This window comes from Amycolatopsis umgeniensis (genome assembly GCF_014205155.1).
GTDB lineage: Bacteria > Actinomycetota > Actinomycetes > Mycobacteriales > Pseudonocardiaceae > Amycolatopsis > Amycolatopsis umgeniensis.
Map to the genome: position 1 here is coordinate 5,158,080 of NZ_JACHMX010000001.1, position 13,630 is coordinate 5,171,709.

The 13,630-nt window shown below is 65.8% G+C and carries 21 protein-coding genes; 18 read left to right on the plus strand and 3 right to left on the minus strand.

The features are described from left to right. Positions 1-7: 7 nt before the first annotated feature. From HDA45_RS24410 to HDA45_RS24420, 3 genes are read right to left on the minus strand one after another with little or no spacing between them, the layout of a single operon-like run. Positions 8-1,171 carry a hypothetical protein gene (locus tag HDA45_RS24410; protein WP_184899041.1) on the minus strand — a complete coding sequence of 388 codons (1,164 nt, stop codon included), beginning with the start codon at positions 1,169-1,171 and terminating at the stop codon, positions 8-10. 13 nt (positions 1,172-1,184) lie between these two features. Then, on the minus strand, positions 1,185-1,523 hold the full coding sequence (locus tag HDA45_RS24415; protein ID WP_184899043.1) for a hypothetical protein: 339 nt from the start codon (positions 1,521-1,523) through the stop codon (positions 1,185-1,187). Continuing rightward, positions 1,520-2,107 carry a YbaB/EbfC family nucleoid-associated protein gene (locus HDA45_RS24420; protein ID WP_184899045.1) on the minus strand — a complete coding sequence of 196 codons (588 nt, stop codon included), beginning with the start codon at positions 2,105-2,107 and terminating at the stop codon, positions 1,520-1,522. Before HDA45_RS24420 ends, HDA45_RS24415 begins: the two co-directional genes overlap by 4 nt. Positions 2,108-2,285: 178 nt before the next feature. On the opposite strand from HDA45_RS24420, the gene HDA45_RS24425 reads away from it, so the two are divergent. The 18 genes from HDA45_RS24425 (at position 2,286) to rplX (ending at position 13,630) form a co-directional block, all read left to right on the plus strand. Beyond that, positions 2,286-2,432: a hypothetical protein gene (locus HDA45_RS24425; RefSeq protein WP_020633314.1), complete on the plus strand. Its 147-nt coding sequence runs from the start codon at positions 2,286-2,288 to the stop codon at positions 2,430-2,432. 324 nt (positions 2,433-2,756) lie between these two features. After that, on the plus strand, positions 2,757-3,131 hold the full coding sequence (gene rpsL / locus HDA45_RS24430; protein WP_003102113.1) for a 30S ribosomal protein S12: 375 nt from the start codon (positions 2,757-2,759) through the stop codon (positions 3,129-3,131). Further along, the gene (gene rpsG, locus HDA45_RS24435) at positions 3,131-3,601 is read left to right on the plus strand and encodes a 30S ribosomal protein S7 (protein WP_005166770.1); all 471 of its coding nucleotides are present in this window, start codon (positions 3,131-3,133) and stop codon (positions 3,599-3,601) included. The genes rpsL and rpsG overlap by 1 nt, the downstream gene beginning before the upstream one ends. 63 nt (positions 3,602-3,664) lie before the next feature. Beyond that, positions 3,665-5,764: an elongation factor G gene (fusA, locus tag HDA45_RS24440; protein ID WP_184899047.1), complete on the plus strand. Its 2,100-nt coding sequence runs from the start codon at positions 3,665-3,667 to the stop codon at positions 5,762-5,764. A 124-nt stretch (positions 5,765-5,888) separates the two neighbouring features. Then, a complete protein-coding gene (gene tuf, locus HDA45_RS24445; protein WP_076162999.1) occupies positions 5,889-7,082 on the plus strand; it encodes an elongation factor Tu in 1,194 nt (397 codons plus the stop codon). 394 nt (positions 7,083-7,476) lie between these two features. Then, positions 7,477-7,782, plus strand: a complete 306-nt coding sequence (rpsJ, locus tag HDA45_RS24450; RefSeq protein ID WP_003102098.1) for a 30S ribosomal protein S10 — start codon at positions 7,477-7,479, stop codon at positions 7,780-7,782. 31 nt (positions 7,783-7,813) lie between these two features. After that, entirely contained in the window at positions 7,814-8,464 is a 651-nt protein-coding gene (gene rplC / locus HDA45_RS24455; RefSeq protein WP_061979959.1) for a 50S ribosomal protein L3, read from the plus strand. Positions 8,465-8,466: 2 nt separating this feature from the next. Beyond that, complete coding sequence (rplD, locus tag HDA45_RS24460) at positions 8,467-9,153, plus strand: 50S ribosomal protein L4 (RefSeq protein WP_184899049.1); 687 nt, start codon at positions 8,467-8,469, stop codon at positions 9,151-9,153. Continuing rightward, positions 9,150-9,461, plus strand: a complete 312-nt coding sequence (rplW, locus tag HDA45_RS24465) for a 50S ribosomal protein L23 (protein WP_101612167.1) — start codon at positions 9,150-9,152, stop codon at positions 9,459-9,461. The genes rplD and rplW overlap by 4 nt, the downstream gene beginning before the upstream one ends. 16 nt (positions 9,462-9,477) lie before the next feature. Further along, positions 9,478-10,311 (plus strand): 50S ribosomal protein L2, encoded by an 834-nt coding sequence (gene rplB, locus HDA45_RS24470; RefSeq protein ID WP_076163002.1) that lies wholly within the window; start codon positions 9,478-9,480, stop codon positions 10,309-10,311. An 18-nt stretch (positions 10,312-10,329) separates the two neighbouring features. Further along, positions 10,330-10,611: a 30S ribosomal protein S19 gene (gene rpsS / locus HDA45_RS24475; RefSeq protein ID WP_026468892.1), complete on the plus strand. Its 282-nt coding sequence runs from the start codon at positions 10,330-10,332 to the stop codon at positions 10,609-10,611. A 28-nt stretch (positions 10,612-10,639) separates the two neighbouring features. Beyond that, entirely contained in the window at positions 10,640-11,056 is a 417-nt protein-coding gene (gene rplV / locus HDA45_RS24480) for a 50S ribosomal protein L22 (protein WP_005166780.1), read from the plus strand. Continuing rightward, positions 11,056-11,907 (plus strand): 30S ribosomal protein S3, encoded by an 852-nt coding sequence (gene rpsC, locus HDA45_RS24485; protein ID WP_061979957.1) that lies wholly within the window; start codon positions 11,056-11,058, stop codon positions 11,905-11,907. Before rplV ends, rpsC begins: the two co-directional genes overlap by 1 nt. Before the next feature lie 3 nt (positions 11,908-11,910). Next, positions 11,911-12,330: a 50S ribosomal protein L16 gene (gene rplP, locus HDA45_RS24490; protein WP_004558864.1), complete on the plus strand. Its 420-nt coding sequence runs from the start codon at positions 11,911-11,913 to the stop codon at positions 12,328-12,330. After that, positions 12,330-12,578, plus strand: coding sequence for a 50S ribosomal protein L29 (gene rpmC / locus HDA45_RS24495; protein ID WP_184899051.1), 249 nt, complete (start codon positions 12,330-12,332; stop codon positions 12,576-12,578). The genes rplP and rpmC overlap by 1 nt, the downstream gene beginning before the upstream one ends. Then, complete coding sequence (gene rpsQ, locus HDA45_RS24500) at positions 12,575-12,853, plus strand: 30S ribosomal protein S17 (protein WP_005166784.1); 279 nt, start codon at positions 12,575-12,577, stop codon at positions 12,851-12,853. The genes rpmC and rpsQ overlap by 4 nt, the downstream gene beginning before the upstream one ends. 90 nt (positions 12,854-12,943) lie before the next feature. Further along, a complete protein-coding gene (rplN, locus tag HDA45_RS24505; RefSeq protein WP_005166785.1) occupies positions 12,944-13,312 on the plus strand; it encodes a 50S ribosomal protein L14 in 369 nt (122 codons plus the stop codon). A gap of 3 nt (positions 13,313-13,315) precedes the next feature. Continuing rightward, complete coding sequence (gene rplX / locus HDA45_RS24510) at positions 13,316-13,630, plus strand: 50S ribosomal protein L24 (RefSeq protein WP_076163007.1); 315 nt, start codon at positions 13,316-13,318, stop codon at positions 13,628-13,630.

Here is a 13,630-nt window from a genome sequence, read left to right on the forward strand (position 1 = left end):
CGCGACCCTACTGGTCCACGTCGAGGTTCTCGCGGGTCTCCTCTTCGCTGTGATGTCCGCCGGTGCGGCCGTACTCCTGCCCCGTCATGGTGGTGCGCGAGTTGTCGATCGTCTTGTTCACGAAGTCGAAACCGGCCTTGCCCTGATACGCCGACCCCTTCGACAGATCGGCCGGATTGACCCCGACCACCTGCTTGATCGCCTGGTTCGGCACGGACTTGAGGACGTCCTTCGCGGCATCGCCGAACGTGCCCAGCTGCGTCCCGGAACCCTTGGCGATCGCGCCGACGATCGACTTCTCCTGACCGGGCGTCATCCCGATCTTGCCCGCCTTCGTCAGCTTCGAACCCTGTTTGATCAGGTCGTCGGTCCACTTGGCCATGAAGCCCATGAACTTGTCGAGCAGCTTGCCGAGGGCGCCGAGGTGCTTGGTGATCTTGCGCATGGCGTTCGCGGCCTTGGTGATCGTCGCGGTCATCGCGGCGGCCACCGAGGAGCCGAAGCTGACCACGGACGCGGCGAGCGCGGGCAGCCAGATGTAGATCGCCCAGGTGACCAGCTCGGAGATGATCGATTTGACGACCTCTTCGATGACGGTCATCACCATCGACCACATCTGCAGCGTCTCGGCCACCGTCCCGGCGCTGCTGCCGATGCCCTTGATGCCGACGGCGAAGTCGCCGAGCGCGTTGCGAGCGGCGTCGCCCGCGTCGCCCACCCAGTCCTTCAGCGACTCGTCGCCGGTCTTGACGAAGTCGTCGGCCAGCGTGACGAAACCCTTGGCGATGTTGCCGAAGTTGCCCGCCGCGGTCTTGAGCGCCGGACCGTCACCCGTGACGAAGTGCAGCGCGTCCTGCAGCGGCTGGATCAGCTCGATCAGGATGTTCAGACCGTTGCTGACCAGCCAGCCCACCGGGTCGAGCACGAAACTCGCGACGTCCGCGCCCGCCCCCGCGATGAACCCGACGCCGTCCTGCACCAGCTGCCCGCCGGCGGCCGCGACGTCGCCGGGGCCCTGCGCGGTGCTGAACTTGTCGTAGGCGTTGGCGACCGTGGTGACGCCCTTGCCCGCGATCGGCACCTTCTTCGCCGCGTCGAGCGCGTTCTTGCCGAAGCTGTCGTCACCCGTGATCTTGACGCCGCCGGCGATGCTCGCCTTCTCGTCGGTCATGCCGTCCCCCAGCTCACTTCGGTCCGTCGATCTTGGCTTCGTACTTCCCCAGGGTGATCGTCGCGTCGTTTTCGAAGCCGTTGTAGATCGACGCCGCCTGGTTGAACTTCCCGGAGAAGGCGTCCACCCCGGTCTTCATCAGCTCGAGCAGCTCACGCAGATCGGCGAGCTTGCCGGTGTAGGTCTGTTTCACGGCGAGCCCGATCAGGCCCCACGACTTGTCCGTGACGTCGGCCTGGTCGACGAGGCCGCCGAATTTGCCAGCCTCGTCCTTGTAGTAACCGAGATTGTTCGCGTAGTCGGTCAAGGCCTGCGTCTTGACCGCGTGCCCGCCGGCACCTGGTCCGGTCATCGGTGGTCCTCCTCGTCGAACAGGTTCTTGAGGAACTGGTCACCGGCCGAGTTCCCGCCCGCCGACGGCTGGCCGGGAGTCGCTTCGTCCGACCGCCGGAGCACCGTCTCCTCGCTGAAGTCGTCCTCGTTCCGAGGGCGGCGGGCGGGGCGGGCGGTCTCCGGTGGTGGCTCCTCCGACATCTGAGACCGCAAATCGTCGGCCGTGGTTCCCAGCGCTTCCGCTTGGGCTTCCAGAACCTGTTCTTCGACGTTCAGATGGAACGTCGAACCGAACTGCTCGTCGACGATCCCCGCCTGCTTCCGCGCCGCGTCCGCCACCGCGGTGTGCAAAGTGGACAGAATCGCCGCGGCGAGCTGTTGTGGTTGCTGCCGAAGGGCTTCCGGGCTCAGGCGGATGTCCTTCACGGACCCGCCCGGCCCCGCGACGACGGTGACCGAACGGTCCGGCGACGCCGCCACCGACTCCAGCTCGGCCAGTTCCGCCTGCATTTCGCCGACCTTCGCGAACTGCGTTTCAGCCTTCTTGATCTTGGACTGGAACTTCTCGAATTCCGCGACCAACTGTTCGAACTCGGCCGACATGGACCCTCCCGTGCTCGCGCTGCGTCAACCGGCCATCACTGTGACCGGTGTCATCGTGACCCATTCGCCGCTTTGACGCGATGGTGTGCTTTCCGGATCCATCCGGCTCACCCGTTGGGGGAATAGGTAGCGTGGTTCGCCGAGTAAGGCGATATCAGCACAGCGAGGGGAGGGCGTCGTGGACGCCGAGCAGCAGGAAAGCACCGAAGAACCCAGGCGGGGGAGTCACGCGGCGCCGGAGGGGGCACCCGTGCATCCGTTGATCGACCTCAACCGGGATCCGCATCCCGGCCGGGCGGATCACGCCAAGCCCGACGAGGAATAGGACGGCCCGAAACGCCGTTCCATCAGGGTGGCCGCGGCGTGACGCCCGGCACGATATAGTTATCGACCCCCCGATTTGGCCGGTCCGGAAGTGGCCGGGTATCTTTGGAGACCGTGCCCGGCAGGCGTCGGGCCGTCCCGTGTGCCGTGCGGCATGGACGGGGTGCTCAGGCATCCGGTCCGAAGGCTTCGCCCACACGGGATCCGACGGAAAATCCCTACGGGAAGTTACCGGTCGAGAGACCGTGACGCGGGCCGACACGCCCGACCGCGGGGGCCGGAGACAGACACGTAGTAGCAAGATCGCGAACAGAAAGCTGGTCCATTGCCCACGATCCAGCAGCTGGTCCGTAAGGGCCGCCAGGACAAGGCTGCCAAGCAGAAGACCGCGGCCCTCAAGGGGAGCCCGCAGCGGCGTGGCGTGTGCACTCGCGTGTACACCACAACCCCCAAGAAGCCGAACTCGGCGCTTCGCAAGGTCGCTCGTGTGAAGTTGACCAGCGGCATCGAGGTCACCGCCTACATTCCCGGTGAGGGCCACAACCTGCAGGAGCACTCGATGGTGCTCGTGCGTGGTGGTCGTGTGAAGGACCTTCCGGGTGTCCGTTACAAGATCATCCGCGGTTCGCTCGACACCCAGGGTGTCAAGAACCGTAAGCAGGCGCGCAGCCGGTACGGCGCGAAGAAGGAGAAGAGCTAATGCCCCGCAAGGGTCCGGCCCCTAAGCGGCCGCTGATCTCTGACCCCGTCTACGCATCCCCGCTGGTCACCCAGCTGGTGAACAAGGTGCTGAAGGACGGCAAGCGGTCCCTGGCCGAGCGCATCGTCTACGGCGCTCTCGAAGGCGCTCGCGAGAAGACCGGCACCGACCCGGTCGTCACGCTGAAGCGCGCCCTTGACAACGTGAAGCCCACCATCGAGGTGAAGAGCCGCCGCGTCGGTGGTGCCACCTACCAGGTGCCGATCGAGGTCAAGCCGGGTCGTTCGACCACCCTCGCCCTGCGTTGGCTGGTCTCCTTCTCCGCGGCCCGCCGCGAGAAGACCATGATCGAGCGCCTGCAGAACGAACTCCTCGACGCGAGCAACGGCCTCGGCGCCAGCGTGAAGCGGCGCGAGGACACGCACAAGATGGCCGAGTCCAACAAGGCCTTCGCGCACTACCGCTGGTGATGACCGCCCGGCTGCCGATCAAAGCCTTGCCGGGCCCCAATTTTGAGACAGGGGAACACTCTCGTGGCACGTGAAGTGCTGACCGACCTGAACCAGGTCCGCAACATCGGCATCATGGCCCACATCGACGCCGGTAAGACCACCACCACCGAGCGGATCCTGTTCTACACCGGGGTCAACTACAAGATCGGTGAAGTCCACGATGGCGCCGCCACCATGGACTGGATGGAGGAGGAGCAGAAGCGGGGTATCACCATCACCTCGGCTGCCACCACCACTTTCTGGGCCGATCACCAGATCAACATCATCGACACCCCGGGCCACGTCGACTTCACCGTCGAGGTGGAGCGTTCGCTCCGCGTGCTCGACGGTGCCGTCGCCGTCTTCGACGGCAAGGAAGGTGTCGAGCCGCAGTCCGAGCAGGTCTGGCGTCAGGCGGACAAGTACGAGGTTCCTCGTATCTGCTTCGTCAACAAGATGGACAAGCTCGGCGCGGACTTCTACTTCACCGTCCGCACCATCGAGGAGCGCCTCGGCGCCCGCCCGCTGGTCATCCAGCTGCCGATCGGCGCCGAGAACGAGTTCGAAGGCGTCATCGACCTGGTCCGCATGAAGGCGCTGACCTGGCGCGGCGAGGTCCAGAAGGGCGAGGACTACGCCGTCGAGGAGATCCCGGCCGAGCTCGCCGACAAGGCGGCCGAGTACCGGGAGAAGCTGGTCGAGGCCATCGCCGAGACCGACGACTCCCTGATGGAGAAGTTCCTCGAGGGTGTCGAGCTGACCGAGGCCGAGCTGAAGGCCGGTATCCGGAAGCTCACCGTCGCCCGCGAGGCGTACCCGGTGCTCACCGGTTCCGCGTTCAAGAACAAGGGCGTTCAGCCCATGCTCGACGCGGTCATCGACTACCTTCCGTCGCCGCTGGACGTCCCCGCCGTCGAGGGCACGCTGCCCGACGGCGAGACCCCGGTCTCCCGGAAGCCGTCCGTCGACGAACCGTTCGCCGCTCTGGCGTTCAAGATCGCCGCGCACCCGTTCTTCGGCAAGCTGACCTACATCCGGGTCTACTCGGGCAAGGTCGCCTCCGGCGCGCAGCTGATCAACGCCACCAAGGAGCGCAAGGAGCGCATCGGGAAGCTCTTCCAGATGCACTCCAACAAGGAGAACCCGGTCGACGAGGCCCAGGCCGGCCACATCTACGCGGTCATCGGCCTGAAGGACACCACCACCGGTGACACCCTCGCCGACCCGCAGAACCCGGTCGTCCTCGAGTCGATGACGTTCCCGGCGCCGGTCATCCGCGTCGCGATCGAGCCGAAGACGAAGGCCGACCAGGAGAAGCTGTCCCTGGCGATCCAGAAGCTGGCCGAAGAAGACCCGACGTTCCAGGTCAACCTGGACGAGGACACCGGCCAGACGATCATCGCGGGTATGGGCGAGCTGCACCTCGAGGTGCTGGTCAACCGGATGAAGTCCGACTACAAGGTCGAGGCGAACATCGGTAAGCCGCAGGTCGCCTACCGCGAGACGGTGCGCAAGACGGTCGAGAAGCTCGACTACGTGCACAAGAAGCAGACCGGTGGTTCCGGTCAGTTCGCGAAGGTCATCGTCAAGCTCGAGCCGCTCGAGTCCACCGATGGTGCCCTTTACGAGTTCTCCAACAAGGTCACCGGTGGCCGCGTGCCGCGGGAGTACATCCCGTCGGTCGACGCGGGCGCGCAGGACGCCATGCAGTACGGCGTGCTGGCGGGCTACCCGCTCGTCGGGTTGAAGTTCACCTTGCTGGACGGCGCGTACCACGAGGTCGACTCTTCGGAAATGGCCTTCAAGATCGCCGGCTCCATCGCGATGAAGGAAGCCGCGAGGAAGGCCGGCCCGGTCATCCTCGAGCCGCTGATGGCCGTCGAGGTCACCACGCCCGAGGATTACATGGGCGATGTGATCGGCGACCTCAACGCCCGCCGTGGCCAGATCCAGGCCATGGAGGAGCGCGCCGGCACCCGTGTCGTCAAGGCTCTGGTGCCGCTGTCGGAGATGTTCGGCTACGTCGGTGACCTGCGGTCGCGTACCCAGGGACGTGCCAACTACTCGATGGTGTTCGACTCCTACGCCGAGGTTCCCGCGAACGTCGCGAAGGAAATCATCGCGAAGGCGACGGGGGAGTAGTTCCCGTCCGCTCGCGGGCATAAGGAACACTCCTGAACGTCCGCAGCATCCGTCCAGAAACGAATCTCCGTCCGACAGCCACGTTGGCCGGTGAGTAAGCAAAACAGTCCAGGAGGACATTCCAGTGGCGAAGGCGAAATTCGAGCGGACCAAGCCGCACGTCAACATCGGGACCATCGGTCACGTCGACCACGGTAAGACCACTCTGACCGCGGCGATCACCAAGGTTCTGCACGACAAGTACCCCGAGCTGAACACGGCGTCGGCGTTCGACCAGATCGACAACGCGCCGGAAGAGAAGCAGCGCGGCATCACGATCAACATCTCGCACGTCGAGTACCAGACCGAGAAGCGTCACTACGCCCACGTGGACGCCCCCGGTCACGCGGACTACATCAAGAACATGATCACCGGTGCGGCGCAGATGGACGGCGCGATCCTCGTGGTCGCGGCGACCGACGGCCCGATGCCGCAGACCCGTGAGCACGTGCTGCTCGCGAAGCAGGTCGGCGTGCCCTACATCGTGGTCGCGCTGAACAAGGCCGACATGGTCGACGACGAAGAGATCCTGGAGCTCGTCGAGCTCGAGGTCCGCGAGCTGCTGTCCTCCCAGGACTTCCCGGGTGACGACGCTCCGGTCGTCAAGGTCTCCGGCCTGAAGGCCCTCGAGGGCGACGCCAAGTGGGGCGAGAGTGTTCTCGAGCTCATGGCGGCCGTCGACGAGAACGTGCCGGACCCGGTGCGTGAGCTCGACAAGCCGTTCCTGATGCCGATCGAAGACGTCTTCACGATCACCGGCCGTGGCACGGTCGTGACCGGCCGTATCGAGCGTGGCCGCGTCAACGTGAACGAAGAGGTCGAGATCGTCGGCATCAAGGAGAAGTCGACCAAGACCACCGTCACCGGTGTCGAGATGTTCCGCAAGCTGCTCGACCAGGGTGAGGCCGGCGACAACGTCGGTCTGCTGGTCCGCGGCATCAAGCGCGAGGACGTCGAGCGCGGCCAGGTCGTCGTGAAGCCGGGCACCACCACCCCGCACACGGAGTTCGAGGGCTCGGTCTACATCCTGTCGAAGGACGAGGGTGGCCGTCACACCCCGTTCTTCAACAACTACCGCCCGCAGTTCTACTTCCGTACGACGGACGTGACCGGCGTGGTGACCCTCAAGGAGGGCACCGAGATGGTCATGCCGGGCGACAACACGGACATCAGCGTTGTGCTGATCCAGCCGGTCGCCATGGACGAGGGTCTGCGTTTCGCCATCCGTGAGGGTGGACGGACCGTCGGCGCCGGCCAGGTCACCAAGATCAACAAGTGATTTAACGCCACCCGGGGGTCTGATACACCCCCGGGTTCAAGGCGTCAAATCACGTGTGCGACACTATTCAGGTTGCTCGTCCTGGGGCGGCCGAATCCTGTAAGTCATTCGACAAGCAGGTTCCGGCCGCCCTGGTATGAGTGGCCATGGTCCGTGAAGCTCTTCCTTCGGTTGAGGCCAGCGGGCACGGCGGTTGAGACGGCACGGCCGGATCGCTGCCTCCTCACATGAGGAAGACCAGCAAGACGAAGATCCCAAGGGATCGGTCTGTGCGTCGGGTGCGACACGCCCGACCGCGTGGACCGGACACAGGGCCGTTGAGCTGGGAAAACCTCAGGCACGACCGAGGTTTGAAGAGACAAAGCGGCACGAGACGACAAGGAACGCAGCCACCATGGCGGGACAGAAGATCCGCATCCGGCTCAAGGCCTACGACCACGAGGCGATCGACACCTCGGCGCGCAAGATCGTCGAGACGGTCACGCGCACCGGCGCCCGTGTTGTCGGGCCGGTGCCGCTGCCCACCGAGAAGAACGTTTACTGCGTCATCCGCTCGCCGCACAAGTACAAGGACTCGCGCGAGCACTTCGAGATGCGCACGCACAAGCGTCTGATCGACATCCTCGACCCGACGCCGAAGACGGTCGACGCGCTCATGCGCATCGACCTGCCGGCGAGCGTCGACGTCAACATCCAGTAGCGGCTGGCGAGCGGCGGAGAGTAAGAGACTCATGTCTGACAGGCAAGTGAAGGGCATCCTGGGCACCAAGCTCGGCATGACCCAGGTCTTCGACGAGAACAACCGGGTCGTCCCGGTGACCGTCGTGCAGGCCGGTCCGAACGTGGTCACCCAGGTTCGGACCCAGGAAACCGACGGCTACAAGGCCGTGCAGCTGGCTTTCGGCGCGGTCGACCCGCGCCGGGTGAACAAGCCGCGCACCGGCCACTTCGACAAGGCGAGCGTGACCCCGCGTCGTTTCCTTGCGGAGCTGCGTACCACCGACGCCGAGACCTACGAGGTCGGCCAGGAGATCACCGCTGAGGTGTTCGAGGCCGGTATCGAGGTCGACGTGACCGGTACCAGCAAGGGCAAGGGCTACGCCGGTGTCATGAAGCGTCACGGCTTCAAGGGCCAGGGCGCGAGCCACGGTGCCCAGGCCGTGCACCGCAAGCCCGGCTCGATCGGTGGCTGCGCCACCCCGGGCCGTGTCTTCAAGGGCCTGCGCATGGCGGGCCGGATGGGCAACGACCGGGTCACCACGCAGAACCTGACCGTGCACGCCGTGCGTGCCGAGGACGGCCTGCTGCTGATCAAGGGCGCCGTGCCCGGTCCCAAGGGCGGCCTGCTGTTCGTTCGCAGCGCCGCGAAGGGTGGTAACTGAAGATGAGCAGCGTCGAGCTGAAGACCCCGGCCGGTAAAGCCGACGGCACGGTCGAGCTCCCCTCGGAGATCTTCGACGTGCAGGCCAACGTGCCCCTCATGCACCAGGTCGTCGTCGGCCAGCTGGCCGCCGCGCGCCAGGGCACGCATGACACCAAGACCCGCGGTGAAGTCCGCGGTGGTGGCAAGAAGCCGTACCGCCAGAAGGGCACCGGCCGCGCCCGCCAGGGTTCGACCCGTGCGCCGCAGTTCACCGGTGGTGGCGTCGTCCACGGCCCCACGCCGCGTGACTACACCCAGCGGACCCCGAAGAAGATGAAGGCCGCCGCCCTGCGTGGCGCCCTCTCCGACCGGGCCCGCGCCGGACAGCTGCACGTCGTCACCGAACTGGTGACCGGCGAGAAGCCGTCCACCAAATCCGCCAAGGCCGTCATCGCCGCGGTGACCCAGGCCAAGCGCGTTCTCGTGGTGCTGCACCGCGACGACGAGCTGAGCTGGAACTCGCTGCGCAACCTGGCCGAGGTCCACATCATCACGCCCGACCAGCTCAACACCTACGACGTGTTGGTCAACGACGACGTGGTGTTCACCAAGGCCGCTTACGACGTTTTCGTCGCCGGCCCCGTCCGGGGCAAGAGCGCGAAGGCTTCGGCCCGGTCGAGCGAGGTTGAAGGGAGTGACGAGCAGTGAGTGCGATCGCCATCCCCGATCCCCGCGACATCTTGCTCGCGCCGGTGATCTCCGAGAAGTCCTACGGGCTGCTCGAGGACCACAAGTACACGTTCGTGGTTCGCCCGGACGCCAACAAGACCCAGATCAAGATCGCGGTCGAGAAGGTGTTCGGCGTCAAGGTGGTCAGTGTCAACACCCTCAACCGCCAGGGCAAGCGTAAGCGGACTCGCGCCGGCTTCGGCAAGCGCAAGGACACCAAGCGCGCCATCGTGACTCTTTCGGCTGAAAGCAAGCCGATCGAGATCTTCGGCGGACCCACCGCGTAAAGGACTGAGCTGACACATGGGCATCCGCAAGTACAAGCCGACGACCCCGGGTCGTCGTGGCTCCAGCGTCTCCGACTTCGCCGAGATCACTCGGTCCACCCCGGAGAAGTCGCTGCTGCGTCCGCTGAGCAAGTCCGGCGGCCGTAACTCCAGCGGCAAGATCACCACCCGCCACAAGGGCGGTGGCCACAAGCGTGCGTACCGGCTGATCGACTTCCGCCGGAACGACAAGGACGGCGTTCCCGCCAAGGTCGCGCACATCGAGTACGACCCCAACCGGTCCGCTCGTATCGCGCTCCTGCACTACGCCGACGGCGAGAAGCGCTACATCATCGCCCCGGAGAAGCTCAAGCAGGGTGACACGGTCGAGAACGGCCCCCGCGCCGACATCAAGCCGGGTAACAACCTGCCGCTGCGCAACATCCCGGTCGGCACCGTGATCCACGCGATCGAGCTCCGCCCCGGTGGCGGCGCGAAGATGGCGCGGTCCGCCGGTGCCAAGGTGCAGCTGGTGGCGAAGGACGGGCCTTACGCCCAGCTTCGTCTCCCGTCGGGCGAGATCCGGAACGTCGACGTGCGCAACCGCGCCACCATCGGCGAGGTCGGCAACTCCGATCACTCCAACATCAACTGGGGCAAGGCGGGTCGTAACCGCTGGCGCGGCAAGCGCCCCACCGTCCGTGGTGTCGTCATGAACCCGGTCGACCACCCGCACGGTGGTGGTGAGGGTAAGACCTCCGGTGGTCGCCACCCGGTGAACCCGAACGGAAAGCCCGAAGGCCGCACCCGCCGCCGCAAGGCCTCCGACGCCATGATCGTCCGCCGCCGGCGTACCGGCAAGAAGCGCTGAGCAGGGAGGTAGAAGAACATGCCACGTAGCCTCAAAAAGGGCCCCTTCGTGGACGACCACCTGCTCAAGAAGGTGGACGTTCTCAACGAGTCGGGCAAGAAGACCGTCATCAAGACCTGGTCGCGACGCTCCACGATCATCCCGGATTTCCTGGGTCACACGATCGCGGTGCACGACGGTCGCAAGCACGTCCCGGTGTTCGTCACCGAGGCGATGGTGGGTCACAAGTTGGGCGAATTCGCCCCGACTCGGACCTTCAAGGGCCACATCAAGGACGACCGCAAGTCGCGCCGCCGCTGAGCGGGCACGAGAGAACAAGGAACTAGCGATGAACGCCCAGAACGACGTGGCCGAGGCTTTGCCGACGGCTTACGCGCGGGCTCGCTTCGTCCGGGACTCGCCTACCAAGGTGCGCCGGGTGATCGAGCTGATCAAGGGACGTAGCGCCGCCGACGCCTTGGCCGTGCTCCAGTTCGCCCCGCAGGCGGCAAGCGAGCCGGTCGCGAAGGTGCTCGCCAGCGCCGTGGCCAACGCCGAGAACAACCTCGATCTCGACCCTGACACCCTCTGGGTCAAGAACGCCTACGCCGACGAGGGCCCGACCCTCAAGCGCATCCGTCCGCGGGCCCAGGGCCGCGCGTACCGGATCCGCAAGCGGACCAGCCACATCACCGTCGAGGTGGAGTCGCGTCCCAAGGCCGAGGCCAAGAAGGCACAGGGCAAGAAGAAGGCAGGTGGCCGGTAGTGGGCCAGAAGATCAACCCGCACGGCTTCCGCCTGGGTATCACCACGGACTGGAAGTCGCGTTGGTACGCCGACAAGCAGTACGCGGAGTACGTGGCCGAGGACGTCAAGATCCGGAAGCTGCTGTCCACGGGCATGGAGCGCGCCGGGATCTCCAAGGTCGAGATCGAGCGCACCCGTGACCGTGTCCGCGTCGACATCCACACCGCCCGGCCGGGCATCGTCATCGGCCGCCGCGGCGCGGAGGCCGACCGGATCCGCGGCGCGCTGGAGAAGCTGACCGCCAAGCAGGTCCAGCTGAACATCCTCGAGGTCAAGAACCCCGAGGCCGACGCCCAGCTCGTCGCTCAGGGTGTCGCGGAGCAGCTGAGCAACCGTGTGGCGTTCCGCCGCGCGATGCGCAAGGCGATCCAGACCTCCATGCGTTCGCCGCAGGTCAAGGGCATCCGCGTGCAGTGCGGCGGTCGTCTCGGCGGTGCCGAGATGTCCCGCTCCGAGCACTACCGCGATGGCCGCGTCCCGCTGCACACGCTGCGTGCCGACATCGACTACGGCTTCTTCGAGGCCAAGACGACGTTCGGTCGCATCGGCGTGAAGGTGTGGATCTACAAGGGCGAGCTCGTGGGTGGCCTCAAGGCCCGTGAGGCGCGTGACGCCGCCGCGGCCGCCGAGCGCGCCCCGCGCCGTGACCGTGGTGACCGTCCGTCCCGCCCGCGCCGTTCCGGCGCGTCGGGCACGACGCCGACCTCGACCGAAGCCGGTCGGGCCGCTGCCGCCGCCAAGAGCGACGACACCGCCCCCGCGGCCACCGAGGCCCCGGCTGCTGAGACTGCAGAAAAGACGGAGGGCTGACACGTGCTCATCCCGCGCAGGGTCAAGCACCGGAAGCAGCACTCCCCGAAGCGCCACGGTGCCGCCAAGGGCGGTACGAAGGTGAGCTTCGGCGAGTACGGCATCCAGGCGCTTGAGCACAGCTACGTGACCAACCGGCAGATCGAGTCCGCTCGTATCGCCATGACGCGTCACATCAAGCGTGGCGGCAAGGTGTGGACGACCATCTACCCGGACCGCCCGCTGACCAAGAAGCCGGCGGAAACCCGCATGGGTTCCGGTAAGGGTTCGCCCGAGTGGTGGATCGCCAACGTGAAGCCGGGCCGCGTGATGTTCGAGATCTCGTTCCCGAACGAGGAGACCGCCCGTGAGGCGCTCCGCCGCGCGATCCACAAGCTGCCCATGAAGTGCCGCATCGTGACCCGTGAAGGTGGTGAGTTCTGATGGCGAAGGCAAGTGCCGCACTGGCATCAGAGCTGCGTGAGCTCACCGCGGAAGAGCTCGTTCTGCGTCTGAAGGAATACAAGGAGGAGCTCTTCAACCTCCGCTTCCAGATGGCGACCGGACAGCTCGACAACAACCGTCGTCTGCGCACCGTCCGTACGGACATCGCGCGGATCTACACGGTCATGCGCGAGCGTGAACTCGGCCTGTCCGTTTCCCCTGACGCCGAGAGTGAAGGTGCCGCATGAGCGAGCAGCCCACCGAGGCGGCCGGCCGCAACGACCGTAAGGTCCGTGAGGGCTATGTCGTCTCGGACAAGATGAACAAGACGATCGTGGTCGAGCTCGAGGACCGCAAGAAGCACCGTCGTTACGCCAAGGTTCTCCGCAGCACCAGCAAGGTCAAGGTGCACGACGAGAACAACGAGGCGGGCGTGGGCGACCGGGTCACCTTGATGGAGACCCGCCCGCTGTCGGCGACCAAGCGCTGGCGTCTGGTGCAGATCGTGGAGAAGGCCAAGTAAGTAGGGCTCATTGAGTCCCTTAGTTCCGCAAGGCTCGCGTCGCTGTGACATTCAAGAACGCGAGAACCAGCGCGACATACAGGAGTAGACGTGATCCAGCAGGAGTCGCGGCTTCGGGTTGCCGACAACACGGGCGCGAAGGAAATCCTTTGCATCCGCGTTCTCGGCGGCTCGGGGCGGCGCTACGCGGGCATCGGCGACATCATCGTCGCCACCGTGAAGGACGCCATGCCGGCTGCCGGCGTGAAGAAGGGTGACGTCGTCAAGGCGGTCATCGTTCGCACGCGCAAGGAGCGCCGTCGTCCGGACGGTTCTTACATCCGCTTCGACGAGAACGCTGCTGTGCTCATCAAGAACGACAATGAGCCCCGCGGCACCCGCATCTTCGGCCCGGTGGGCCGCGAGCTGCGCGACCGAAAGTTCATGAAGATCATTTCGCTCGCGCCGGAGGTGTTGTAGAGCATGAAGGTGAAGAAGGGCGACACGGTCGTCGTCGTCGCCGGCAAGGACAAGGGTGCCAAGGGCAAGGTCATTCAGGCCTACCCCGAGCGCGAGCGTGTGCTGGTCGAGGGCGTGAACCGGATCAAGAAGCACACGCGGATCTCCCAGACCCAGCGCGGCGCGCAGTCCGGCGGCATCGTCACGCAGGAGGCGCCCATCCACGTTTCGAACGTGATGGTCGTCGACTCCGACGGCAAGCCGACCCGGGTGGGCTACCGCATCGGCGAGGACGGCAAGAAGGTCCGGGTCTCGCGCCGGAACGGTAAGGACATCTGA